The sequence below is a fragment of the Endozoicomonas arenosclerae genome (assembly GCF_001562015.1).
GTDB classification, from domain to species: domain Bacteria; phylum Pseudomonadota; class Gammaproteobacteria; order Pseudomonadales; family Endozoicomonadaceae; genus Endozoicomonas_A; species Endozoicomonas_A arenosclerae.
This window is the reverse complement of sequence record NZ_LASA01000076.1, coordinates 1-23,931: the sequence shown is the minus strand read 5'-3', so window position 1 is coordinate 23,931 and position 23,931 is coordinate 1. Positions and strand designations below refer to the sequence as shown.

Below are 23,931 nucleotides of genomic sequence, written 5' to 3'. Positions count from 1 at the left end.
GACCAATAAATAGATCTATTCAGAGTTAGCGAACAGGCTCTTGGTACATCTAAGCGCTAAACCCCATACCGTTCGCACTGAGCCTGTCGAAGTGCATACCAGTATCCTTCGACAAGCTCAGGATGAGCGGAGTGTGTATGATCATTAACGTTTGGTTGCACTAAACAGCATCTGTCGTCAGGATTTGACTGTCCAGAGGTGCAGCGCAAACTTCCTTGAAAATATCCGCCAGAGCTTTTACAGCAGGTCCGGCATAGTCCTGGTCAGAGTAGATCAGATAGATCTGATGGCGTCGTGAACCGTGTGGCAACAAGTCCAGGGGTTTTAGCAAGCCAGATTCAAGTTCTTTTTCTATGTGGGATGTCGGTAGCCAGGCAAAACCCAGGCCCTCCGAAATCATTCTGACAGATGTGCTGATATGACTGACTGTCCACCTTTCAACAGCCTCAAGCCAACCCGCATCTTGTCGTTTAATGCCTGAATCTCTGATGACAATCTGTCGATGCTGCTTGAGGTCGTCCAGGCTCAGAGGTCTTCCTGACTGGTGTAGAGGGTGATCTTTGTGGGCCACAGCCTTAAAGGTCACTTTCATCAAGGGCTCTCCCATGAACCCTTGGGGAACCAAGCCGCTGATCACCAAATCGCCCTGACCGGTAGCCAGCATATCTGTTGTGCCTGAAAGAACGGTTTCAACCAGTTCAACATGGGTTTGCTGGCATTCGGTAGACAGTCTTTTCAGACAAGTGGAAAGCAGTTTGGGCGGGAATATAACATCCACACCGAGAGTAATACGACCTTCCCAGCCCTGGGACAGGCTGTCAGCCACCTTTTCAATAGCTTCTGATTCTTTGAGCAGGGATTGGGAGCGACGGATAAGAACCCTACCCGCTTCAGTCAGCTCGGCCTTACGGCCTTTGATGACCAGAATTTCAACATCCAGTTGCTGCTGGAGCTTGTTGACGGCATAGCTGACTGTTGACTGACTTTTGTGCAGAACTTCGGCTGCCTGTGCGAAGCCGCCATGCTCAACCACAGCATGCAGCATTCGCCACTGTTCCAGGGTAACTTTGGCCATAGGCTGATTTTAATCTAATAATTCGATAGTTATGCGGAGTATTTTGCGCTTTTTATCCATAAAAATCGATATTAAATTGAGTATTAACAAATGTTACTAACAGCCTTGAGCGAAGAAAGCTAGTTGATCCTTCAAGGGTCAGCTAGCTTCCACTGATAAATAATCCGGAGATAAGACATGAGCACTATCCTGCATATTGATTCCAGCCTGTTTGGCGCCGAAGGGCAGTCTGGACAATTATCCAGACAGTTTGTTGAAAAGTTTGTTCAAGCCCAAACCGTGGACAAAGTGATCTATCGTGATCTGGTTTCCAAGCCTATTCCTCACCTGACCGCTGAAAGTTTTCAGGGGTTTGGTCTTCCTGACGAGGAGCGAAATGAACAACAGAAAAAAATTGTACAACTGTCAGATGAGTTGATTAAAGAGCTGAATGAAGCCGACGTGTTGGTGATGGGGTTACCTCTTTATAACTTCACCATGCCATCCACACTGAAAACCTATTTTGATCACATTGCCCGTGCCGGCATAACTTTCCGTTATACCGAGCAAGGACCCAAAGGCCTTTTGCAAGGCAAAAAAGCTTACATTCTGGCGGCCAGAGGCGGTGTCTATCACGGAACTCCTATGGATACACAAACTGCTCTGATTGAACACTTTCTGGGCTTTATTGGCATTACCGACGTTGAGTTTATCTATGCAGAAGGGCTGGCTAAAGGAGGCGATACAAGAGACGTTGCGCTGGATAAAGCCGCAGAAAGAATCGATCAGCTGGTGGCGTGAAGTGACTGAAGTAAGAAGTTTACTGGAAGTAGTTTCCGCCAGGCCCGCTTCCGATGGGGCTGGCGTAAAACTTAAAAGAGTGATGGGGACGGGCTCACATCAGTTGATGGACCCATTTCTGATGCTGGATGAGATCAAGGCAGACGGTTCCGGTGATCTGGGTGCCGGATTTCCAGCTCATCCCCATCGCGGTATTGAGACTTTGTCTTATATGAAAGTCGGTGGTTTCAGACATGAGGATCATCTGGGCAATCAAAGAACCATTCAGTCAGGTGGTGTGCAGTGGATGAAATCTGGAAGAGGGATTGTTCACTCTGAAATGCCTGTTCCTGAAAACGATCAGCTGCACGGTTTTCAAATCTGGTTGAATATGCCTGCTGCACAGAAAATGAGTCCACCAGAATACAGTGATATCAAAGCATCAGATCTGCCCGTCTTTTCAGAAGCAGGATGGTCCGGAAGGTTGTTGCTGGGAGAGCTGGAAATTGATGGCGAGCAGCTATCCGCGCCACTGAAGAGAGAGATTACTGAACCCTTGCTGTTGGATTTAGTATTTGACGGCAATGGGACTATGACTCTGCCTTTGAGTCAGAAAAAACTGATGGTGTTTGTTTACCGTGGTCAGGTAAAAGTGGGCAGCAAATCGGGTCGAATAATTGGTAATTCGGAATTGGGCGTTTTTTCAGAAGGTGATGAGCTGGAGCTGAGTGCTGAAGAGAAAGCCGGGGTTCTGATATTGGCGGGTAACCCGCTGAATGAGCCGGTGGTTCAGTACGGACCTTTTGTGATGAACACCCGGGAAGAAGTGATGCAGGCGGTTCAAGAGTATCAGCGAGGAGAGTTTCTGGATTAGAAGCCTGTCTATTTCTGGACAGGCTCCAAAATAGTTGCCGTTATTATCAGGCTGCAGCCGTGATAATCAGGTATTTCTCCATTAACTCATCCTTAGACTCGACATTGTCCGGGTCTTTGGGAATGCAGTCGACAGGGCAAACCTGCTGGCACTGAGGCTCGTCATAGTGGCCCACACACTCAGTACAAAGATTAGGATCAATCTCATAGATCTCCTCACCGGGAGAAATAGCACTGTTGGGGCACTCTGGCTCGCAGACATCACAGTTGATGCAATCATCAGTAATGATCAGGGACATGATGTAATCTCCACTTCCGCCTGAGCTGTTCAGCTCAAGCCGTCACCCGTAGCTCAGGGTGCTCTATCAGCTATTGGCTTTTGGGCCAAACTTTTCCTTCAGGGCTACCTGAACACAGGGAGAAACAAACTTGTCGATATCTCCACCCAGTGAGGCGATTTCTCGTACCAGAGTAGAAGAAATATAGGAGTATTGCTCAGCAGGTGTCAGGAACAGGCTTTCTACGCTGGGAGCCAGAATCCGGTTCATGTTCGCCATCTGGAACTCATACTCAAAGTCAGAAACGGCTCTGAGTCCCCTGAGGATGACCGTGGCTTTCTGCTCTTCCAGAAAGTGGGCCAGCAGGGAGCTGAAGCCGGTCACAGAAACGTTATCAAGATGAGCTGTGACTTCCTCTGCCAGTGCAACCCGTGTCTTCAGATCAAACAGAGGTTTTTTCTTGGGGCTTTCTGCCACCGCAATGACCACGTCATCAAAAATTCTTGCAGCCCGTTCCACAAGGTCCAGATGGCCTTTGGTAATAGGGTCAAAAGTGCCGGGGTAGATTACCTTGCTCATTGAAAGTGCATTTCCTGCTGATGTCCCAGGAAGCCTTTGAGCTCGGTTGACCTGCTCCCATTGATTGCACAACGAAGGGGATGGCCTGTGTCCGAAAACTCTATGACTTCACAAATGTTTTGATGCCCGGAATGATGAGTATTCCTGAACATTAAGGGGCGAATGGTAGCGAAATCAGACATGGGTGACAAACCCAAGTACCTGACTTACTTTGTCTTGCCTGCGAGATAGCTGCCTTTTTCATGCATTTTGGTCCGTAGAAAGCTGGAATGAGGTAGTAAATGATATGGCTAAAAAAGGCAGAGTAAGCAAAAGGCGTGGTCCAGATAGTTGGAATCCGACCTCTCAAAAGGCCGGATATCCAAACTGCTTTATCAGTAACTGGCTTATGATCCTGACAGGAACTTGATCATATTCTTCTTCAGCCAGGTGTTATAGGGAGGGAAGATAAAACGGGCACTGTTGAATCGTCCCTTGCTAAAGACGGCTTTAGCCTTCGAAAGTGTCTGGAAGCCTTCATGCCCATGGTAGTGACCCATACCCGAGGGGCCGACACCACCAAATGGCATATCGTCAATGGCAACATGGAACAGGGTTTCGTTCAGACAAACACCGCCGGAGTGGGTTTGTGTCAGAACCTTATCTTGTGTCGCGCGATTTTCTCCAAAGTAATACAAAGCCAATGGACGGGCACGTTCGTTAACAAACTGAATGGCTTCATCAATGCTGTCTATTTCAATGATCGGCAGCAGAGGGCCAAAGATCTCTTCCTGCATAACACTCATGTCTTCAGTGGCATTCAGGATCAGATGGGGAGGTAGACGGCGGGAACCATCTGTTATTTCCTCGTTATTGCCCACTCTGATTTCAGCCCCTTTACTTTTGGCATCTTCCAGGTGGCTCAACAGTCTCTCATGCTGTCTTTCGTTAATAATTGCGGTGTAGTTTTTACTGTTGTTAACGGAAGGGTGCATGCTGCTGAACGCCTTGAGATAGGCTTCTACAAACTCTTCCTTGCGCTGCTTTTTCACCAGTATGTAATCCGGTGCAACGCAGGTTTGCCCGGCATTGAGAGATTTTCCGTAGCAAACACGCTCAGCCACTTCCTGTATCGGGAAGTCGTCGTCAATGATAACGGGTGATTTGCCGCCCAGTTCCAGAGTAACAGGCGTCAGGTTTTTAGCCGCAGCCGACATGACATGTCGTCCAACCTGTGTGGAGCCGGTAAAGAGAATATGGTCAAAGGGCATAGCGGTGAAAGCTGCACCTACTTCTGCTTCACCATTGATAACGGTAACCAGGTCGGATGGGAAGATGTCGGCAATGACTTCGGCAAACAGTTTTGAGGTGGCCGGAGTGAATTCTGACATTTTGATCATGGCACGGTTACCCGCAGCCAGAGCGGTTGCCAGGGGGCCTACGGCCAGAAAGAGTGGATAGTTCCAAGGTACAACAATACCCACTACGCCCAGAGGTTGATAAATCACCTTGGCCGATGCTGGTTGCAATGTAATGGATACATGTCGCTTACTGGGCTTCATCCATTTAGCCAGGTTCTTGCTGCAATAATCGATGGAGGTGAAAGAGGGCATGAACTCGGCCAGCAGAGAGTCTGTTTCGGCACGGCCTTCAAAGTCCCGGTTCATAGCGTCAACCAGAGCTTTCTGATGCTTCTTCAAACCTTCTTTCAGTTTTTTCAGCCATTCCCGACGTTCTTGAAGAGAGGGGCTGGGCTGTTTCTGAAACGCCTGTCGCTGAGCTTCCAGAGAAGATTTCATACCTGCTATCTGGCTGGTGGATATATCGTTAGTCATTTGATCCGATGACCTCGTCTCTGTAGGCTGATCAATTTCAGTAACGCTCATGATGCAGGTCTCCTTAGGCAGATCTGTTCTTATTTTATGCCTGGAGTTCGACTGAGCAGTTTATCTCGCTCAGGCCCCAGGGGGCGTTAACGAAGCAGGTGGTTGTCGAAGTACTGATTGGCTGACACCGGTTGCTTCTGGCTTTATGCTTGACTCAATCTGGTTTAGAGTAATTACTCTAAACTGGAATTTATCGATTTGTTGGCAGGATTTCAAGGGTAACTATGGCTGTTAAAACTCGGGATCGCATTTTGGACAGGGCTCTGGAGCTCTTCAACGACCAGGGTGAAAGGGCGGTTACCACCAACCATATTGCTGCAGATCTGGGGATCTCACCGGGGAACCTCTACTACCACTTCAGGAATAAAGACGAGATTATCCTGGCGCTCTTTCAGCGTTTGATTGACAGCATAGCGACCCGAATTACGGTTCCGGATGACCGTCCTATGGATTTTCAGGATAAACGAATATTCATTGAAGCCGCTCTGGCGGGTATGTGGGAGTTCCGTTTTATATACCGGGACGTACATGGTGTGATGAACCGAAGCAATGAACTCCGGGCTGTTTATCAGCAGTTTGCCCGGCTCTCCCTGCAAACTCTCGAAGGTATTGTTACCGGCCTGGTGTCGTCAGGTGTCATGAGAGTGCAGGAGCATGAAGTTGAAGCCCTTGCGTTGAATAACTTTATGGTTCTGAGCAGTTGGCAGGAGCTGGTGACCGCTGCTTTTCTGAAAGAAGGCGAAGTGCTGCCAAAGCAGCTGTTCCGAAGAGCTTTTTATCAAATCCTTTTGATGGACCGGCCTTATATCAGTGATGCTGCAGAATCAGAATTTAAAGAGTTGTTGAGTGAGTACTATGTACCTATGAGTATTCTGCGCCAGAAAATCTGACTGTCTTCAAAGGCCGTCAGGTTTATTCACAGGGTAGAATGCTCACGACAAATAACTCTCCAGAAAAGCAGGAATCCGTTCTTCCAGCCAGTAGTCCGGATTTAGAATGGAGCCTCTGATAAAGCCGACATGTCCACCCGAAGGTGTGAGTTCAAAACGTATATCCTGAGACAGCTCTCCCTTTGTGGGCAGTGCTTTATGAGTCATAAAGGGATCGTCCTCTGAGTGGATGATCAGAGTAGGCCGGGCAATGTCTTTCAGGTAGTAGCGACTGCTTGAGCGTTGATAGTAATCCATACCACTTTTGAAGCCATGGAGCGGTGCTGTGATCCGGTGATCAAACTCTTCAAATGTTTTTATTTGGGTGCCGCAAATCAGTTTTGACAATTGTTCCGCTTCTTCTCTTTTTCCCTGTTCCTGAAACATGTCAATTTTGTCGTAAGCTTGCTGATACAGATCTCTCAGAAACCGGTCCCGGTAGATGCGAGAAAGACCGATGTTCATTCTGGCCGCACAGATATCCAGCCGAAAAGGGACAGAAACCGCGACAGCACAGGTTAAGGGGCAGTTTCTAGCCTGTTCTCCCAGGTATTTGAGCAACACGTTGCCACCAAGTGAGTAACCCACAGCAGCCATTGTTCGTCCTGGAAAACGGCGGCTCATGACATTCAGGATACTTTCAAGTTCTTTGCTGTCACCGGAATGGTAGCTGCGGGGTAAACGGTTGGGTTCTCCGCTGCAGCTGCGAAAATTTACAGCAACACTCTGCCAGTTGCGCTCAAGCAACTGGTGCTGCAAGCCCAGAATGTATTTTGAGTTGGAGCTGCCCGTCAGTCCGTGGAGCAAAATAACCAACGGTGAGTCCTGATGACTTCCACACCAGTCCAGATCCAGAAAGTCCCCATCTTCCAGATTCAGTCGTTCCCGGGTTCTCTCGGGTACCTGGCTTTTGCGAACCAGTGGTGACCAGAGCGTCTGTCGGTGTGGGCCTGAAATCCAGAAGTTAGGTTGAAACAATGAAGTAGCGCTCATTTCAAAATCAGGTGCCCGGTCACGAAAGAAAAGTATTCGACAAAAGACGTTCGATTATAAGAGGATAAAAAGTAAACAAAAATACATATCTTTTTGTTTTAATACGTTTACGGGACTGTTGCGGATCATTCGATGCGTACAGCCTGAAACTGGTACTTTAGTACCAAAATAATAAAAATAAATATTGGCACTGACAAAATGAAAATTAAAACGCTCGGCTGCTGCCTGCTTCTCGCATTGGGAAGTCAGGCTGCTTCTGCACAGGACAATAAAGTCTGTTTTTACGAACATCCTGAGTATCAGGGGTCAGAATGGTGTTACGGCCAGGGTGATGTTGGCTGGATAGGCTCGTCGCCCAATGACAGGATTTCTTCTATAAGACTGTACGGCGATGCTTATGTAACCATCTATGAGCATGGTAGCTACGGTGGTAAAAAAACCGTCGTTATGGCCAATACCTACAAGATGGATGATCTTGATGACGCCATCAGTTCATTCAAGGTTCGTTCTCGTGAGAGTGGCAACTTTGCCTGTCTTTTTGAACATCCCGGGTTTCGTGGAACACCTGTCTGCCTTGAAGAGGGTCAGTCAGCCAGTGATCTCAATCACTTCGCTCTGGGAAGAAACAAGGCTTCTTCCATGATTGTGGCGGGCAAGTCCAATGTTGAGGTGTTTGAATACCCGGAATTCAATAAAGGTAAAAAGTACAAAACCCTCACCCGCAGTACTTCAAATCTGGAGAAAAGGCCCGGTGACTGGCTGGAAGATAATATTGATTCTTTCAAAGTCTCTGCAAGAAGTGCTTCCGCTGAGGAGCTGGCTCTGGATATCAATGAGTCGCTTGGTTATAGAGCTCCAGTTCGTCAAACCACGGTGCTTGCTTCTCATAATGCTTTTAACAGTACCGCCTATTTCAGTGCACAGCTGATTCCCGGGCCTAACCATAGAAGAGCCATGATTGAGCAGTTGCAGCTGGGTGTCCGGTTTTTTGAGCTTGACGTCAGGGCGGGCAGTAACTATCTGAGAGTCTGTCACTCAACGGATTGTGGCCAGAAAGAAACCACCATGAGAAGGATGTTGGCAGAGGTGGACAGCTGGCTCAAAGGGGCTGACGACAATGATGTTGTATTTTTCTTCCTGCAGGATGATATCAAAGGAGATAACAAAGGCTATCAGCAGCTGCAGAAGGACATTGAATGGATGGGAGACTCCGTTTATACCATCAGCAGTTGTCAAACCGTCCCTATGGACCTGACTTTCGAACAGGTCAGACAAAGTGGCAAGCGGGTATTCTTCTACAAAAGTGGTGGTTCCACCGGTTGCGGTACTATCCCGGGAGTGATGCTGGGCAGTGGTTTTGAAAAGAATATTGGTGTCGCTTCTATTGATGTAAATCGTGACTATACCGATGCTGATCGTTTTCTGAGATCCCAGGAGTGCCATAACCATTTTTGTCATGATGTGGTTTCGGCGGATGAAGCCAGAGTGGGTATAGAAAACGGCGTGAATGCCTTTGGTCTGGATATGCTTGAAGAAAGCGATCTGGATAAGAGTTCAGGACGACTGAATAAGCAGCTCTGGGCAGTCGGTCCTGAAGATACCTACAATGCTTTTGCTCACGGTCGAATCGCTGTTTTCAAATCGACAGGCAATCGATTTATGAAGCTTGCCTGGAATCAGGATCTGCCTTATGCCTGTCGTTTATCCAATGGAAGCTGGCAAATCTCTTCAGGCAGTGGTCAGGTTCAACAGGGAGCGTCTGTCTGTCCATCTGAGTTCCCTGGTTCTACTTTTGATGTGCCTCTCAATGCTGCTGAAGCGAAGCAGTTAAGAAAGGTTCTGGGAACCCACTCGACTACCCATATCAATTTTGCTGTTGACTCTGGCGCCTGGAAGGCGGGTCGCTGGAATGATCTGGGCAGCCGGTAGAAGTGGCTTTTCATTCGGCTATCCATACACGGATAGCCAGCATCGAAAAATAATAAGAATGGACAAATCATGATTCGCAATAAGATAGCGACATTATTGACCGCCAGGTTGAGTGGTTTTTTGCTCCTGACTTTTTCTCTGATGTTTTTTGCTACTGGCAGTCGTGCAACGACCGATAATTATCTGATCGGTATCGGCAAGTGGGATGTTACAGGCACTGCTGCAGAAATAGGGATGATGGGTTACGCCGATACGGCGCAAAAAAGTTCTGGGATACATAATCGGCAGTTCGCCCGGACTTTTATCATTGGTCAGCCCAATGGCAAGCGAGTGGTATTCGTAAATGTGGATGCTGGGATGGTGTTTCAAGCCGTCAATCAGAAGGTTTCCGAGGCACTTGAAAGTCGGTATCCGGGGTTGTATTCAGCAGAAAATATAGTGCTGTCAGCCACTCATACTCATGCTGCTGTAGGTGGTCAGTCTCACTACACACTCTACAACTTCACTATCGGTGGTTTTATTGAGCAGAACTACGATGCCATGGTTGAGGGTATTCTCAAGGCTGTAGAATTGGCCCATGAAAATCTGGCACCGGGTCGGGTTTTGTATGCCAGTGGTCAGCTTGATAATGCCAGCATGAATCGCAGTCTGATTGCTTACAACAATAACCCGCTCCAGGAGCGTGAACACTATGGCTCCAGCATTGATCCGGATATGAGAGTTCTGAGATTTATGCGAGGGGATCAACCTGTTGGCATGATCAGCTGGTTTGCTGTTCACCCGGTCTCCATGACTATGGAAAATACTCTGCTTTCTTCGGATAACAAAGGCTACGCCCAATATCTGTTTGAGAGAAAGATGGCGGCTTCCGGCCATGATCATTTTGTAGCGGCTTTTGCTCAGTCCAATAATGGGGATATGACGTCTAACCTCTGGCTCAATGGCAAAGGGCCCACTGAGGATGAGTTTGAAAACACTCGTATTATTGGTGAACGGCAGTTTGATAAAGCCTGGGATATCTTCAACGGAACCGGTGAGCAGCTATCTGGACCTATCGATTTCCGCCATGCTTTTAGGGACTACAGCAATCAGAGTGTTGATGGACGCTACTTTGCAGATGGCCAAAGCCGCAACACCTGTGTTGCAGCATTAGGCTATTCCTTCGCAGCAGGCACTGAAGATGGCAGACCCGCAGGAGATACCTGGCATGAAGGTCAGCTTCAACCTACCGTTATCTCAAGTATTCTGTCTACGGTACTGTTTTTCCCATCGGAGGCGGATAGAGAGTGCCACAAACCCAAGCCTGTACTTCTGGCAACGGGCAAAGCCTTCCCTGTTCCCTGGACGCCTGAGGTTCTTCCAGCTTCCATCCTGCGTATAGGTCAGTTCGCGATTCTGGCTGTGCCTGGAGAGTTTACAGTTATGTCCGGTCGGAGAATCAGGCAGGAGGTGACAGATGTAATGCCTGACATTCATTACTCGACCATTGCCGGGCTTTCCAATGCTTATGCCGGTTATGTAACGACACCGGAAGAGTATGCGAAGCAGCATTATGAAGGCGGCTCTACCCATTTTGGTCCCTGGACGTTGCCTGCTTATCGTCAGACATTTAACGATATGGCTACTGCTATGAAGTCTGGTGCAAACGTTGTGTCTGGACCTGAACCTCGTGATCTGAGTGGCTTCCAGGCAAACTTTACGACCGGTGTAGTTCATGACCAGACGCCGATCGGCAAATCTTTTGGTGAGCTGGTGGATGCTTCCGAAGTTTATGCATCCTACAAGGCGGGAGAGAAGGTCAAGGTCAGGTTCTGGACCGGGCACCCAAGAAACAATCTTAAAACCATGGATACGTTTGTTGAAGTACAACGCAAAGTAGGCAGTAACTGGCAGGTTGTGGCGACAGACAATGACTGGGAAACCCAGTACATCTGGAAACGGATAGACGGTTTCTGGGGAACCAGTCAGGCCCGTATCAAGTGGTTTATTCCCGAAGGGACTCCTGCAGGAACCTACAGGATTGTTCACAAGGGTGATAAAAAGACCATCTTTACCGGCAAGATCAAGCCGTTCACAGGAGTTAGCCCTGAGTTCAAGGTGAACTGACTTTTAGGGAGCAGAGCCTGAGGTTTGGCTCTGCTTTTCTATTTATAAGTCAGAAAAAGAGAGCATTAATTGATAATGTGCAAAATAAATGCATGTTATGGGTTTTAGTATTAGAATTAAGATCAATCAAGCTACTCGAGATGGCTTTACCATGAAAGATATTGAAACCCCTCAGGATGTTCATCAACTGATCAGCGAGTTCTATCAGCATATTCGTGATGATGCGGTATTAGGGCCAATCTTCGATGAAGTCGCTGAAGTTGATTGGCCAAATCACTTACCCGTTATGTTTACTTTCTGGGAATCTCTGTTGCTGCGCACTGAGCACTACAGGGGTAATGCACTGCAACCTCACCTGAATCTGTTTCAGAAGATTCCGTTTGAACCGGCTTTTATGTCGCAGTGGCTGTCAATTTTCAAAAGCACAGTGGATGAATTGTTTGCAGGAGAGGTAGCCGAAAGAGCCAAACATTTCGCCGAAGGCATTGCCCATAATCTGGATAGGCAGATAACCAGACGAGTCCCACTAATGACAGAAGGTGTGGAGTTGGAAAAAAGGACGGGTAGGGTTGAAAGACAGAGGTAAAATAACTCAGTAGTATTATCTTTCATTGTATTTGGGCCTTTCTGAGTTGTCGGATTTTGGCCGTTTACGAATGGGGCTTCTACTGCGATCACGATTGCGTTTATAAGGATTACTGGCTTGCTCTCTCCGGCTCCTTCTTTCAGCTCTTCTTCTGAGCTCATTTCTATACGATCGAAAGATAGGTCTTCCCTGTTCTTCAGAGGCGTCTTCACGATCTCCTTCACTGGGTTCCGGTAGCATCAAGAACAGTCGTAAAAGGTTCCTGAAAATACCCAGAAACATATTCATTATCGCTTCTTGAGATGAATCGTTTTGTTCTGCCGTGGACGGTATAAATATTCCTCCAGAACTACCATCCTGATACCAATAGCCCATGGCTTGTTTGTTGAAGTTTAGACAGGAACGGTTGTCTAACAGACAGTCAAGCAACCTGCCCTGGAGAATCCGTCTCTGGTTCTGAGGTAGGGGAGTGCTAGCTGTTTCTGGGATTACATAGCTATTAAAATTGCTCTCATCAGGCTGGTGGTTCGGATCTGAAACCAACTCAATACAGTCCTGATTTGTTTCCTGTAGAAAACGGGAGAGGTTTTTGACAAATTCTTTCTCATCTGGAAAGCGGATCGTCAGTGTTTCCAGGCAGATGGTTGTTTCAGGTTCTTCATCAGGCACTTCCAAGTGAGCACTATTTTCGTCTGACTCGTCTTCCTGTTTCTCTTTTTGATCTCCCAGAATCGTTGAAGAATGCAGGCCGAGCAGAAAAGACACAATAAGTAACAACAGTCGTGCGCATGAAAGCATCCTGAGATCGCCGGATGGTGACTAAAGCATCTAAGACTAGTAAATGAGGCGGGGGTTTGCAGAAAGATGAGAAACAGGAGCTGAGGGGATCAGCTCCTGGGAGCCTGACCGAGCTGTCTATTCTCGGTCAGGCTCCAGTCTGATCAGCAGATGCGATCAGCCTTGTAGTAGATATCAGCCTTGTCCAGGCCGTTATCGAAGGCGGTCTGGCCAGTACGGTCAGACTTTCTCAGGTTCTCGCGAGACTCTGCAGTTTCAGCTGGCAGCAGGTGATCTACAGCGGCTTTCTCGCTCAGCAGTTCTTCTTCGGTCTTCTTCATCATGCTCTGACCGTATTCGTTAATCTCCAGACCCTGAATGATCTGGTAGCTGCCGAATTCGCAGACACATGGGAAGGAGTAGTAAATGCCTTTGGCTACGCCGTAGCTGCCGTCGGAGATGATACCCATGCTGACCACTTCGCCGTTGCTGCCCAGAGCCCAGTCATGCATGTGATCCAGAGCAGCTTGAGCGGCAGAAGCAGCGGAAGACAGGCCACGCCATTCAATGATTTCAGCACCACGCTTCTGGATGCGAGGTGTGTAATCTTCCTTGTACCATCTCTCGTCAATCTGGCTGATTGCGGACTCTTCGCCCAGAACGGTAGCGTGATGTACATCAGGGTACATGGTTGGAGAGTGGTTACCCCAAACGCAAACACCGTCGATGTCGGATGGGTTAACGCCCAGCTTGTTGCCCAGGATGCCTTTGGCACGGTTGTGGTCCAGGCGGGTCATTGCACAGAACTGGGAAGGATCCAGGTCTGGAGCGTTACGGGACAGAATCAGGCAGTTGGTGTTGGCAGGGTTGCCTACTACCAGAGCTTTAACGTCGCGGTTAGCTACTTCGTTCAGGGCTTTACCTTGCTCGGCGAAGATAACAGCGTTAGCTTCCAGCAGGTCTGCACGCTCCATGCCTTTGCTACGAGGACGAGCGCCTACCAGCATGGCATAGTGAATGCCACGGAAGCCGTCGAATGGATTGTCGTGCAGGCTGATGCCGTGTACCAGCGGGAATGCGCAATCTTCGAGTTCCATGGCCACGCCACGCAGCTTGTCCATAGCTTGAGGAATCTCAACCAGTTGCAGAATAACTGGCTGATCCGCGCCCAGCATTTCACCGGCAGCAATTTTGAACAGAAGGGAGTAACTGATGTTACCTGCTGCACCTGTGACTGCGATACGGACGGGTTGTTTCATGTGACCACTCCTTAGAGTTCTCGTCTGAAAAGAGGCTGTTTTTGAATATTCTCAGCGGCGAGAAGGTTACCTAGAACGATAGGTTAAGTCCACTATCGCGTGGGGGATGTTGTTTTTTGGTGATAGGATTTGTATCGCTCGTTCAGCTATTGTTAGCGTATATCGAGTGACGAGTGTGGTGCTTTGAGCCCGGTCAGTGCTTTCATTTTCTCGGCGTTCTGGATGAATCCTGTAACTGATATTTCTCTGCAGGCCGGAATTGATTTGTATCGACAGAATCCTCCTTGTTTTCTGTTCAACCCCCCTGACATCGGCCCCTCTTCTTCTACTAAATCCCTTCAAATTCTGGGAAATGGTGCGTTTGATCCGCCCGAAAAAAAGCAGCCGACAGAATCCGTCTGTTCAGATTGTAAAAAGAAATCATTATTGAAACTGTTTATTTTAAAAGGGATTGCCATCAGTTTGGTGAACTTTCTGGCTCAGGAAGTTGAAGGCAGTAACCTGCTGGACCCTCACTCTCACCTTTACCATTTGATCCTCTTTCTATACAGCGATTTGATTAATGATACAGGCGAAGATATAGAAGCTCTGCCGATAGACGATAGCTGGTATGAGGATCTTCCCCAGCCTTTTCTTGCAGGCCTTCTGGAGCTTTATGATGAATTGCTCAATTCAACAACGGGGTATCAGCTCCTGCTCCAGTGGTATTAGGAGGAGTCTGAATTTATTGCGTCGGTTTACCAAAGAATGGATGAGCCAGCTTCTAAATCCCTGAGGCGGTGAAAGGCAGAGTGAAAACTCTGCCATGGATTCAGTAGGATAAAGCCTCTATTAAAAAGACTTAGCGTCTTTGGGTGTCTGAGCGTTTCAGGGCATTAAGCACAATTTCCTTTTGCTCGTCTTCGCTGGCACGGCTCCATCGCGCAATTTCTCCACGGCTACGATAGCAGCCTGTGCATACCTGCTCTTCGTTCAGTGCACACTGGCGGATACAAGGGGACTGTACTTCACTCATAATTCTTTATGCTTCCAGCTGCTCAACGCTTAACAGGTAATAACTCAACTGACCGGCTGTTTTTGATTTTGAAAGGGACCAGCTGGCAGGGACAGGCAGAGGAGAAAGTTCTTTCTCTACTTCAATGTAAATCAGAGTGTTTTTATTGATGTAGCCATTGCCTTCAAGAAGCTGGCAGGTTTCTTCCAGCAATCCCTGTCTGAAAGGCGGATCCAGAAAAATCAGGTCATAGGGCTGGTCTGCGGGTTGTTGCAACCACTTCAAACTGTCTGTACGAATCACTCTGGCGTTTTCGGCCTGAAGGGTATCAAGATTCTTTTTAAGGATTGAAGCAGCCTCTGGTGCGGCTTCAAGCATAACGGCTTCTTTGGCACCACGGGACAGAGACTCAAAAGACAGGGCTCCGGTACCACTGAAACAATCAAGAACCCTTGCGCCCGGCACATAAGGTGCCAGCCAGTTAAACAGGGTTTCTCTTACCCGATCCGAAGTGGGTCGCAAGCCGGGCAGGTCTGCTACGGGCAGTTTTCGACTTCGCCATTGGCCGCCAATGATTCTTAATTGTCCGCCCCCTTTGTTGGGACGTTGTTTGACGGCAGGTCGTCGTGCCATTGATCACTCCAGTTAACAGCCTTGAGCGAAAAAACCTTAAAACAGAAGATTTTCTACGGTAAAAAACTGGGGCGATTGTACATCAGTTACCCAAAGAGATAACCACAGGTTTCTGAGGAGATACCAGTATTTCCAGCAGGCTGCTAGCAGGTTCCGTTTCACCGGGTCGCTTGCAGGCCATACTGGGAGGAAATCTCTGTGAGAGCCCGTCGGAAACTTCAACCTCCAGGTCGATAAACGGGCCGTGATCAATAGGGCGAACTTTCAGTGATGCTTCTTTAGGTGCCAGACAATGACTGTTGTAGTAACAACGCTTATGTTGCGGATTATCCGGAGTCTGGTGACCGAAGTAACCCAGTGTCAGAACTGCTGCAATCACTGCCAGGCTCCAGTAGAGCATCCGTCTGCTGGAGATAGGTTGATCCTGGTCCATGATGGTGACTCTATTATTGGGTTGGCTATACCAACAGGCAACTGTTGGCAGCATACGTGCTGAATCCAATATAGCCCTTAATGTTTTAGTGCGAGGTCCTTGGACATATAAACAGACGGAAAGTTCGCAGTACCCGGTGATACTGAACAATACTTAGGCAATAAGGACTGGTGACAGGTATTTTCGTTGTATGAAAGTATCAGTACTGGAAACGACCTTTCATACTCTGGCTATGAAAGATTTTTCACGGTAAACGCTTCATTCGTTAATAGCTGTAAGATAGGATACACCACTCAATAGACCCACCTGCTTTTATACGGTGACCCTTTTAATCCATTCTGATGAAGTAGTTTATGTTCGGTTCTCGCAAAAGTGATGAGAAAACGGCTAAGCGACGTTTTTGGCCCTGGGGACGCAAAGAAGAAAAAAAGAGCGAGCCTGCCCAGGTAGTAGAAGAGAGTCCGAAAGCTGAGCTGGCAGCTCCCCAAGAGGAAGTTGTTCAAGCTGAAGTTGTAGAGCAGATTGTAGAAAAGACAGAAGAAGTGACTTCTGTCGAGCCCGTGCAGGTGGAACCTGTACAGGAACCGGAAGCAGAGGTTGTGACCTCTGAAATAGCCGAGGAAATTAAGCCTCAGGAGCAGGTCTCCCCCGTTTCTGAAGCTGCACCTGTTGAACCCTCGGCAGCCAGTGTTGAAGAGCCTGCGGAAGTTGTAGCCCAAGCTCCTGCTGTTGAAGCAGTAGAAGAAGTAGAGGCTCCTACTGAAGCTGAAGAGACTCCTGCTGAAGTTGAAGCGACTCCTGCTGTTCAGGAAACTGTTCAGCCTCAGGAAGAGAAGAAGGGCTTTTTTGCCCGCATGAAGCGTGGTCTCGGCAAAACGCGTAATGCTTTTGTTGATGGTGTGGCTGAAATCTTCGTCGGTAAAAAAGAAATTGACGAAGATCTGCTGGAAGAGCTGGAAACCCAGCTGCTGGTTTCCGATGTTGGTGTAGAAGCCACTACTGAAATCATCCAGAAGCTTACCAAAAAGGTGAAGTACCGCGAGCTGAATGATGCGGATGCCCTGATTAGTGCGCTCAAGGCAGAACTTAAGGAAATTCTTGAGCCAGCAGACAAACCGCTGGTGATTGATGAGCAAAAAACGCCTTACGTTATTCTCGTTGTGGGCGTTAACGGTGTTGGTAAAACCACAACCATCGGTAAAGTAGCTCGCAAGCTTCAGGCTGAAGGTCGCAAGGTGATGCTGGCGGCTGGTGACACTTTCCGTGCTGCAGCGGTTGAGCAGTTACAGGTTTGGGGTGAACGCAATGACATTCCGGTCATTGCCCAGCACACCGGTGCTGACAGTGCTTCCGTACTTTATGATGCCTTTGAAGCCGCCAAAGCTCGGGGTGTTGATGTATTGATTGCCGACACTGCTGGTCGTCTGCACAACAAAGACAACCTGATGGAAGAACTCCGTAAGGTTAAGCGGGTTCTGGGCAAGCTGGATGATTCTGCTCCTCATGAAGTACTGCTGGTATTGGATGCCGGGACAGGACAGAATGCTCTTAATCAGGCCAAGATTTTCCATGAATCTGTGAACCTGACCGGGATGGCTCTGACCAAACTGGACGGCACTGCAAAAGGTGGGGTGGTGTTTGCACTGTCCAAACAAATGCAGTTGCCCATCCGCTTCCTGGGTGTTGGGGAACAGATCGATGATCTGAGACCGTTCTCTGCTGATGAGTTTGTAGAAGCCCTGTTTGATCCGGTTGAGCCGTAACCTGCCTGATGATCTGTTTGTAAGGTGGGAGTTGCTTCACCTTACAGGCAGAGAGATTTCTGGATATCCGGGCTAGTTCTCATTGGGCTCTGCCCGGATAGAATAAACAGCCATGAGCAAAACCAATAAAGAAGCAGGGAAGGCCTGAATGATACGCTTTGACAATGTCACCAAGCGTTATCCCGGAGGTCATGTGGGGCTGGAGCAAACCAGCTTTCATTTGCACCGGGGTGAAATAGCTTTTCTTACCGGACACTCCGGAGCAGGTAAAAGTACCCTGCTCAAACTGATCATGCTGATGGAGCAACCTACTTCCGGAAGTATCTGGGTGGGTGGCCATGATACGGCTCAACTGAGTCGTGGACAGATTCCCTATTTTCGCCGCAATATCGGGCTGGTTTTTCAGGATCACCAGCTGCTCTTCGATCGTTCCGTTTTCGAAAACGTTGCCTTGCCCCTGATTATTGCCGGTTACACCCGACATGAATGTGCAGGAAGGGTTCGTGCTGCCCTGGATATGGTTGGCTTGCTGGATAAAGAGAAAATGAATCCGGCTCAGCTTTCTGGTGGTCAGCAGCAAAGAGTAGGTCTGGCTCGAGCCGTGGTTAATCGACCACCACTGATTCTGGCTGACGAACCTACCGGTAACCTTGATCCCAATCTTTCTGCGGAAATCATGAAGCTGTTTGAGAATTTTAACCAGGTGGGTGTTACCGTCCTGGTGGCCAGTCATGATCTGGCGTTGGTTGCCCGTATGCGCCATCGAATTTTGACCCTGGATCAGGGGCACCTGGTCAATGATCAGGAGGTGCGTTAAGCGTGTTTCCACGAAAGAGTGTCCGAAATAAGGATGGCAGCCGGAAGCAGGAGCGAGAAGCAGTTTCTCCTCGTGAGTTAGAAACAGTGGAAAGAGGGGCAGAAAGAAGAGAGGCTACAGGCTTCTCCATGGCCTATCTGAAGAGTCTCCATCGCCAGGTGGCAGGGGATTCACTGCGGCGCATTTTCAAAACACCCTTTGCTTCTTTTTTGAACTGTCTGATGATTGCGGTGGCCTTTGCCCTGCCCGCCATACTGATTTTGCTGGTGAATAATCTACAAACTCTGGGTCATGGCTGGGAGGGGCAGCCCCGGATTTCGCTGTATCTGGAAAGTGAGTTGGGGCGTGACCAGATTAACCGCCTGAGAGTGGATGCCCGGGATGATCCGGATATTGAGCAGTTTCTCTATATCAGTCCGGATGACGGTCTGAGAGACTTTCAGGAACGAGCTCAAATGAGAGGTGTTATTGATGCTCTGGGCTTTAACCCTCTACCCGGAGTGCTGGAGTTAACTCCAAGGCAAGGCCTGAATACTGCACAGTTAGATGAACTGATGAAAAAGTATCAGGTCAAACAAGGTGTCATGGAGGCTCGTCTTGATCAGGAATGGATTGAGCGGTTGCAATCCATCACCCAGCTGCTTGAGCGTTTTACCGTCATATTGTCAGGACTTCTTGGGATTATCGTGCTCCTGACGATAGGTAATACTGTACGTCTGAGTGTGGAGAGTCGTCGGGCTGAAATTAAAGTCATCAAGCTGGTAGGCGGTACTGATGGCTTTGTGACTTTACCATTCCTCTATATGGGAGTGTGGTATGGTCTGGGCGGTGCTCTGTTAGCCTTGTTGATCATTATTGCTGTTCTGATGGGCGTGATGTCCAGTGTATTGGAGTTAGCTTCGCTTTATGGAAGCAGCTTTACGCCTGAAGGGCCAGGTTTTGCTATGTTCTTCTCATTATTGGCAGCGGGTGTTTTTCTGGGAGTGGCAGGTGCAGCAGTGAGCTGCTATCGTCATATTCGGAATATTGAGGGGCAGCCAGTCTAGATGGTTTGTCTCACGGGGTTTAGCGGTTTTATCCCTGTTTTAGTAGTACTTTAATCGTAAAAGAGCGTAAAGTAGCTTGGGTCAGAAAGCCTGATTTTTGTTATTATTGAATTGAAAACCAATCAGTTGTTTTTGGAGTTTGAATTTAGTCGAGTGTCTAATGGGCACTTAACCGGAGTTAGTGATGGGTACCAGTTTACAACCAGTTGATATGTTAGTCCCGGGGCAGAATATAGATGCCTACGTAACGGGGGTCAGCGCTATAGCTGTGTTGTCTGTTGAGCAGGAAAAAGGTCTGGCAGAACGTCTGTACTATGAGAATGATCTCGAAGCTGCCCGTCAGCTGGTTATGTCTCATCTGCGTTTTGTTGTTCATATAGCCAGAAGCTACAGTGGCTATGGGCTGCCTTTGGCTGACCTGATTCAGGAAGGTAACGTAGGCCTGATGAAAGCCGTAAAACGTTTCAACCCTGAAGTGGGTGTGCGTCTGGTCTCTTTTGCTGTTCACTGGGTGAAGGCTGAAATTCATGAGTTCATCCTGAAGAACTGGCGTATTGTGAAGGTGGCCACCACCAAAGCACAGCGTAAGTTGTTCTTTAACCTTCGCAGCTCCAAAAAACATCTCTCCTGGCTCAGCAATGATGAAGTTAAGGCTGTAGCTAATGACCTTGGTGTAGAAGCCAAGGTTGTGCGTGAGATGGAAGGGCGTATGGCGGGTCAGGATACTGCCTTTGACGGTTATGCGGATGACAGTGATGATAACGGGGCTTATGTGGCACCTGCTCATTACCTGGAAGATCAGCGTGCTGACCCGGCTCGTCAGCTGGAAGATTCTGACTGGTCAGAGTCATCGGTTAACCTGCTAAGAAATGCTCTTGCTACGTTGGATGAGCGCAGCAGGGATATCCTTCAAAAGCGCTGGTTGAGTGAAGATAAGGCGACGCTCCATGAACTTGCTGATCATTACGGCGTTTCGGCTGAGCGAATCAGGCAGCTGGAAAAGAATGCGATGAAGAAAGTGAAAGGCTCAATGGAAGCCTGATCTACCTACTCATATGTAGTCACTTTTATAAAACACCCGCACTTTGTTGCGGGTGTTTTTGTTTGGGGGAATTAATAGAGGGTAGGGGGGTTGTTATCTATAGTTTCTTAATAAGGCTCTCGAAAAATAAATAGCACAGCTCAGGATGAAGCGATGATTGAACGGCCTGGAACGCCCCCTCCCAGTCAGGAACCCCCTGGAAGTCCTAAAAAATCCCCTCAGTCAGAGACTGTCAGGCTCTTTGGCTATGAAATAAAACTTGGCTATGTGGGTAAAAAACTGGTTGTTGTTGGCCGGGGGCTTAGAAAGGTTGGGCGCAAGCTGATCTCAGATCGGTTGATAGAAATCTTTTATGTGTCGCCCAAAGTAAAGCCGGGTCATCGGGCTTTTGTTCGGTCTGAATCACCTGTCCTCGTAACCAGACCTGAAGATTTACAGACAAATCCAGAGGTTCTGCAGGCCAAAAGAAGCGAGCTGCAATTAAAAAACGGGGCTCAGTCAATTGAAGCAATGAATTCCCTGGTCATGGCTATTGAGGCTGAGGATGTGGCTGCTGCAGTTCACTCTTTATATGACTTGAGGCAGAGCCTGGCTTTAAAAACAACGCTTGAAGGTAGGGAGTCATTTGATGTGACAGATCTGATGGAGCATGCAAGGTCTGCTTTGGATTCAGTCGCTCTTGATGCCAGAGGGCAGGAACGTTTGAGTCAAAAGGGGACATTTCTTGCTGAACTGATGGCTCTGTTAAGAGTTATGGATGCAGGTACGCATCAAGGGGAATTGATTAGCTCAGTCATATCCAAAAGTGCCTCAGGCTGTCTGATAAGACCTAATCCTCTGTTAATCATTCAAGAAAAGCTTTTTCCGGACTTCGATCTGTTGGCGGAGAGTGAAAAAGTTACTGCAGCAAATATCGACCCTGGAAAGATTAATCTCTGCTTTGCAACACTGAAAAATTGTCGTACTCGATTGGAGGAAGAGGCAGATAACCTTGTTGATTGTATGAAGGATGGGGCTGTTGAAAGGCTACCAGAGCAAGTTGATCATCTTATGGAAGCTTCTGTTGAAACGATCAGGGAGCAGGCGGAAGAAATAAGCTTTGAGAGAATCAAGGCTTATATGAAGAAGAATATCTGGAGCATGGTGATTCCAGATGGTGTCAATCAACATCTTCGGAATGTGTGCCAGCAAAAAGAAAGTAGGCTGTTGCAATATATGGCAGCTGTTCAAGAGTTGGCGTTTAAGTCTTCTGGAAATGAGTTGGCTGATTTCAGGATCAAGGCAGCAAAAGAGCTTAATGATTTGATCTGTCGACAATTGGATCTTGGTGAGGAAGATGAGCCTGAGGAGTTGGTCATGGCGCAAAAGGAGTTGTGGCAGTTGACGGAAGTAAGCGAGCTCTCGGGAGCAAAGGCGTCAAGGAAGATATTTTTAGAAGGACGTATTCAGGAGTTAATCAATGAGAAAGAATCCAGGGGGCGTTCATTGGTTCATCTGGAAAGAATGAGTGTTAAAGCCAGTCCGGAAATGGTTGAAGCATTGAGAGAGCGTTTTGAGCAACCTCTGAAGTTTGATCTGTTTAATGAAGCAGAAAATGGTTTTGAGTAGCCTTGAAATTGAATGTTGACCCGCCGACTAAGGTGCGTATAATGCGCCTCCACTGATCGGGGCATCGCTCTTAACGAGCAACGCAACGATCCATTGCAACAACGTTCAAAACGGTGATTGACAATCGGATCGAAGCGCGTAGAATGCAGCGCCGCTGAGACAGAAACGCAACGCTTACTGAGTTAAACGGATGCGGTCACAGCGAGTTGAAAAGCTTCATTTTTCACCACGAAAAATGATCGCTTGACAACGAACGGCGCCACGGTAAGATGAGCGTCTCGCTGATCGGCGCCAACCGCTGATTCAGCCGATTAAAACCTTCCGGTTCTAATCAATGTTCTTTAAAAACATATCAGACAATTCGTGTGGGCGCTTGTGTGAATGGCATCGGTCAACAAAAGCTTCGGCTTTTGAAATGATTTAAATGCTGATCAAGCAAGCGAACATACCTGTAAATTCATGTACGTTTAATTGCAAAAGATTGAGCAGCGGATTGCCCTCGGGCATGAAGCAAAACGATTTAAACTGAAGAGTTTGATCATGGCTCAGATTGAACGCTGGCGGCAGGCCTAACACATGCAAGTCGAGCGGTAACAGAACTAGCTTGCTAGTTGCTGACGAGCGGCGGACGGGTGCGTAACACGTAGGAATCTGCCCAGTAGTGGGGGATAGCCCGGAGAAATCCGGATTAATACCGCATACGCCCTAAGGGGGAAAGCAGGGGATCTTCGGACCTTGCGCTATCGGATGAGCCTGCGTCGGATTAGCTTGTTGGTGGGGTAATGGCCTACCAAGGCGACGATCCGTAGCTGATCTGAGAGGATGATCAGCCACACTGGGACTGAGACACGGCCCAGACTCCTACGGGAGGCAGCAGTGGGGAATATTGCACAATGGGCGAAAGCCTGATGCAGCCATGCCGCGTGTGTGAAGAAGGCTCTAGGGTTGTAAAGCACTTTCAGCGAGGAGGAAAGGTTGTACATTAATACTGTGCAGCTGTGACGTTACTCGCAGAAGAAGCACCGGCTAACTCCGTGCCAGCAGCCGCGGTAATACGGAGGGTGCAAGCGTTAATCGGAATTACTGGGCGTAAAGCGTGCGTAGGCGGCTGATTAAGTTGGGTGTGAAAGCCCCGGGCTCAACCTGGGAACTGCATCCAAAACTGATCAGCTAGAGTGCGGAAGAGGAGTGTGGAATTTCCTGTGTAGCGGTGAAATGCGTAGATATAGGAAGGAACACCAGTGGCGAAGGCGACACTCTGGTCTGACACTGACGCTGAGGTACGAAAGCGTGGGGAGCAAACAGGATTAGATACCCTGGTAGTCCACGCCGTAAACGATGTCTACTAGTCGTCGGGACTCTTGCAGTCTTGGTGACGAAGCTAACGCGATAAGTAGACCGCCTGGGGAGTACGGCCGCAAGGTTAAAACTCAAATGAATTGACGGGGGCCCGCACAAGCGGTGGAGCATGTGGTTTAATTCGAAGCAACGCGAAGAACCTTACCTGGCCTTGACATCCTGCGAACTTTCTAGAGATAGATTGGTGCCTTCGGGAACGCAGTGACAGGTGCTGCATGGCTGTCGTCA

At 48.3% G+C, this 23,931-nt stretch carries 22 protein-coding genes and 1 rRNA gene; 13 read left to right on the top strand and 10 right to left on the bottom strand.

Features of this window, described 5'->3' with window-relative positions; genetic code table 11:
• Positions 1–160 precede the first annotated feature (160 nt).
• A complete protein-coding gene (locus WG89_RS11430; protein WP_062265877.1) occupies positions 161–1,075 on the bottom strand; it encodes a LysR family transcriptional regulator in 915 nt (304 codons plus the stop codon).
• 177 nt (positions 1,076–1,252) lie between these two features.
• On the opposite strand from WG89_RS11430, the gene WG89_RS11425 reads away from it, so the two are divergent.
• Together WG89_RS11425 and WG89_RS11420 are read left to right on the top strand one after the other, a co-directional pair.
• Positions 1,253–1,855 carry an FMN-dependent NADH-azoreductase gene (locus WG89_RS11425; RefSeq protein WP_062265874.1) on the top strand — a complete coding sequence of 201 codons (603 nt, stop codon included), beginning with the start codon at positions 1,253–1,255 and terminating at the stop codon, positions 1,853–1,855.
• Between the two features lies 1 nt (position 1,856).
• Positions 1,857–2,708: a pirin family protein gene (locus tag WG89_RS11420; protein WP_062265871.1), complete on the top strand. Its 852-nt coding sequence runs from the start codon at positions 1,857–1,859 to the stop codon at positions 2,706–2,708.
• Between the two features lie 46 nt (positions 2,709–2,754).
• Here the strand turns inward: WG89_RS11420 and WG89_RS11415 are convergent, their stop codons facing one another.
• The 3 genes from WG89_RS11415 to WG89_RS11405 form a co-directional block, all read right to left on the bottom strand.
• Positions 2,755–3,006, bottom strand: a complete 252-nt coding sequence (locus WG89_RS11415; RefSeq protein WP_062265869.1) for a YfhL family 4Fe-4S dicluster ferredoxin — start codon at positions 3,004–3,006, stop codon at positions 2,755–2,757.
• 66 nt (positions 3,007–3,072) lie between these two features.
• Positions 3,073–3,564, bottom strand: a complete 492-nt coding sequence (gene coaD, locus WG89_RS11410) for a pantetheine-phosphate adenylyltransferase (protein ID WP_062265866.1) — start codon at positions 3,562–3,564, stop codon at positions 3,073–3,075.
• A 386-nt stretch (positions 3,565–3,950) separates the two neighbouring features.
• Positions 3,951–5,429 (bottom strand): coniferyl aldehyde dehydrogenase, encoded by a 1,479-nt coding sequence (locus tag WG89_RS11405; protein WP_245662907.1) that lies wholly within the window; start codon positions 5,427–5,429, stop codon positions 3,951–3,953.
• A gap of 224 nt (positions 5,430–5,653) precedes the next feature.
• Between WG89_RS11405 and WG89_RS11400 the strand changes: the two genes are divergently transcribed.
• Positions 5,654–6,319 (top strand): TetR/AcrR family transcriptional regulator, encoded by a 666-nt coding sequence (locus tag WG89_RS11400; RefSeq protein ID WP_062265863.1) that lies wholly within the window; start codon positions 5,654–5,656, stop codon positions 6,317–6,319.
• Between the two features lie 42 nt (positions 6,320–6,361).
• Here the strand turns inward: WG89_RS11400 and WG89_RS11395 are convergent, their stop codons facing one another.
• Positions 6,362–7,351 carry a hydrolase gene (locus tag WG89_RS11395; RefSeq protein ID WP_062265860.1) on the bottom strand — a complete coding sequence of 330 codons (990 nt, stop codon included), beginning with the start codon at positions 7,349–7,351 and terminating at the stop codon, positions 6,362–6,364.
• 198 nt (positions 7,352–7,549) lie between these two features.
• Between WG89_RS11395 and WG89_RS11390 the strand changes: the two genes are divergently transcribed.
• The 3 genes from WG89_RS11390 to WG89_RS11380 all read left to right on the top strand — a co-directional run bounded on the left by WG89_RS11390 (position 7,550) and on the right by WG89_RS11380 (position 11,972).
• Positions 7,550–9,280, top strand: coding sequence for a peptidase inhibitor family I36 protein (locus WG89_RS11390; RefSeq protein ID WP_062265857.1), 1,731 nt, complete (start codon positions 7,550–7,552; stop codon positions 9,278–9,280).
• 69 nt (positions 9,281–9,349) lie between these two features.
• On the top strand, positions 9,350–11,386 hold the full coding sequence (locus WG89_RS11385) for a neutral/alkaline ceramidase (RefSeq protein ID WP_062265853.1): 2,037 nt from the start codon (positions 9,350–9,352) through the stop codon (positions 11,384–11,386).
• A gap of 151 nt (positions 11,387–11,537) precedes the next feature.
• Positions 11,538–11,972, top strand: coding sequence for a group III truncated hemoglobin (locus tag WG89_RS11380; RefSeq protein ID WP_153301546.1), 435 nt, complete (start codon positions 11,538–11,540; stop codon positions 11,970–11,972).
• 15 nt (positions 11,973–11,987) lie between these two features.
• Here WG89_RS11380 and WG89_RS11375 read toward each other — a convergent pair whose 3' ends face one another.
• Both WG89_RS11375 and WG89_RS11370 read right to left on the bottom strand, forming a co-directional pair.
• Positions 11,988–12,737: a hypothetical protein gene (locus tag WG89_RS11375; protein ID WP_062265847.1), complete on the bottom strand. Its 750-nt coding sequence runs from the start codon at positions 12,735–12,737 to the stop codon at positions 11,988–11,990.
• A 176-nt stretch (positions 12,738–12,913) separates the two neighbouring features.
• A complete protein-coding gene (locus tag WG89_RS11370; protein ID WP_062265844.1) occupies positions 12,914–14,008 on the bottom strand; it encodes a malate dehydrogenase in 1,095 nt (364 codons plus the stop codon).
• Between the two features lie 426 nt (positions 14,009–14,434).
• On the opposite strand from WG89_RS11370, the gene WG89_RS31145 reads away from it, so the two are divergent.
• Positions 14,435–14,719 (top strand): hypothetical protein, encoded by a 285-nt coding sequence (locus WG89_RS31145; protein ID WP_172806791.1) that lies wholly within the window; start codon positions 14,435–14,437, stop codon positions 14,717–14,719.
• A 130-nt stretch (positions 14,720–14,849) separates the two neighbouring features.
• On the opposite strand, the gene WG89_RS29350 is transcribed toward WG89_RS31145, so the two are convergent.
• From WG89_RS29350 to WG89_RS11355, 3 genes are all read right to left on the bottom strand, one after another.
• Entirely contained in the window at positions 14,850–15,023 is a 174-nt protein-coding gene (locus WG89_RS29350; RefSeq protein WP_245662906.1) for a DUF1289 domain-containing protein, read from the bottom strand.
• 6 nt (positions 15,024–15,029) lie between these two features.
• A complete protein-coding gene (gene rsmD, locus WG89_RS11360) occupies positions 15,030–15,635 on the bottom strand; it encodes a 16S rRNA (guanine(966)-N(2))-methyltransferase RsmD (RefSeq protein WP_062265838.1) in 606 nt (201 codons plus the stop codon).
• An 82-nt stretch (positions 15,636–15,717) separates the two neighbouring features.
• Complete coding sequence (locus WG89_RS11355) at positions 15,718–16,068, bottom strand: hypothetical protein (RefSeq protein ID WP_153301544.1); 351 nt, start codon at positions 16,066–16,068, stop codon at positions 15,718–15,720.
• 353 nt (positions 16,069–16,421) lie between these two features.
• On the opposite strand from WG89_RS11355, the gene ftsY reads away from it, so the two are divergent.
• From ftsY to WG89_RS11325, 6 genes are all read left to right on the top strand, one after another.
• Positions 16,422–17,831: a signal recognition particle-docking protein FtsY gene (gene ftsY, locus WG89_RS11350; RefSeq protein WP_062265832.1), complete on the top strand. Its 1,410-nt coding sequence runs from the start codon at positions 16,422–16,424 to the stop codon at positions 17,829–17,831.
• Positions 17,832–17,979: 148 nt separating this feature from the next.
• On the top strand, positions 17,980–18,648 hold the full coding sequence (gene ftsE / locus WG89_RS11345; protein ID WP_062265830.1) for a cell division ATP-binding protein FtsE: 669 nt from the start codon (positions 17,980–17,982) through the stop codon (positions 18,646–18,648).
• A gap of 2 nt (positions 18,649–18,650) precedes the next feature.
• Entirely contained in the window at positions 18,651–19,694 is a 1,044-nt protein-coding gene (gene ftsX / locus WG89_RS11340) for a permease-like cell division protein FtsX (protein WP_062265827.1), read from the top strand.
• A 184-nt stretch (positions 19,695–19,878) separates the two neighbouring features.
• A complete protein-coding gene (gene rpoH / locus WG89_RS11335; protein WP_062265824.1) occupies positions 19,879–20,736 on the top strand; it encodes an RNA polymerase sigma factor RpoH in 858 nt (285 codons plus the stop codon).
• Between the two features lie 153 nt (positions 20,737–20,889).
• A complete protein-coding gene (locus WG89_RS11330; protein WP_062265821.1) occupies positions 20,890–22,344 on the top strand; it encodes a hypothetical protein in 1,455 nt (484 codons plus the stop codon).
• Positions 22,345–22,866: 522 nt separating this feature from the next.
• Positions 22,867–23,931, top strand: a 16S ribosomal RNA gene (locus WG89_RS11325); the annotation flags it as partial.

Excerpts from the sequence above, each read along its gene's own strand:
- WG89_RS11380 (WP_153301546.1), top strand. The coding sequence starts at position 11,538 with ATGAAAGATATTGAAACCCCTCAGGATGTTCATCAACTGATCAGCGAG.
- coaD (WP_062265866.1), bottom strand. The coding sequence starts at position 3,564 with ATGAGCAAGGTAATCTACCCCGGCACTTTTGACCCTATTACCAAAGGC.
- WG89_RS11390 (WP_062265857.1), top strand. The coding sequence starts at position 7,550 with ATGAAAATTAAAACGCTCGGCTGCTGCCTGCTTCTCGCATTGGGAAGT.
- WG89_RS11415 (WP_062265869.1), bottom strand. The coding sequence starts at position 3,006 with ATGTCCCTGATCATTACTGATGATTGCATCAACTGTGATGTCTGCGAG.
- WG89_RS11355 (WP_153301544.1), bottom strand. The coding sequence starts at position 16,068 with ATGGACCAGGATCAACCTATCTCCAGCAGACGGATGCTCTACTGGAGC.
- WG89_RS11330 (WP_062265821.1), top strand. The coding sequence starts at position 20,890 with ATGATTGAACGGCCTGGAACGCCCCCTCCCAGTCAGGAACCCCCTGGA.
- WG89_RS11395 (WP_062265860.1), bottom strand. The coding sequence starts at position 7,351 with ATGAGCGCTACTTCATTGTTTCAACCTAACTTCTGGATTTCAGGCCCA.
- WG89_RS11400 (WP_062265863.1), top strand. The coding sequence starts at position 5,654 with ATGGCTGTTAAAACTCGGGATCGCATTTTGGACAGGGCTCTGGAGCTC.
- WG89_RS29350 (WP_245662906.1), bottom strand. The coding sequence starts at position 15,023 with ATGAGTGAAGTACAGTCCCCTTGTATCCGCCAGTGTGCACTGAACGAA.
- rpoH (WP_062265824.1), top strand. The coding sequence starts at position 19,879 with ATGGGTACCAGTTTACAACCAGTTGATATGTTAGTCCCGGGGCAGAAT.
- WG89_RS11385 (WP_062265853.1), top strand. The coding sequence starts at position 9,350 with ATGATTCGCAATAAGATAGCGACATTATTGACCGCCAGGTTGAGTGGT.
- WG89_RS11430 (WP_062265877.1), bottom strand. The coding sequence starts at position 1,075 with ATGGCCAAAGTTACCCTGGAACAGTGGCGAATGCTGCATGCTGTGGTT.
- rsmD (WP_062265838.1), bottom strand. The coding sequence starts at position 15,635 with ATGGCACGACGACCTGCCGTCAAACAACGTCCCAACAAAGGGGGCGGA.
- ftsY (WP_062265832.1), top strand. The coding sequence starts at position 16,422 with ATGTTCGGTTCTCGCAAAAGTGATGAGAAAACGGCTAAGCGACGTTTT.
- WG89_RS11425 (WP_062265874.1), top strand. The coding sequence starts at position 1,253 with ATGAGCACTATCCTGCATATTGATTCCAGCCTGTTTGGCGCCGAAGGG.
- ftsE (WP_062265830.1), top strand. The coding sequence starts at position 17,980 with ATGATACGCTTTGACAATGTCACCAAGCGTTATCCCGGAGGTCATGTG.
- WG89_RS11370 (WP_062265844.1), bottom strand. The coding sequence starts at position 14,008 with ATGAAACAACCCGTCCGTATCGCAGTCACAGGTGCAGCAGGTAACATC.
- WG89_RS11405 (WP_245662907.1), bottom strand. The coding sequence starts at position 5,429 with ATGAGCGTTACTGAAATTGATCAGCCTACAGAGACGAGGTCATCGGAT.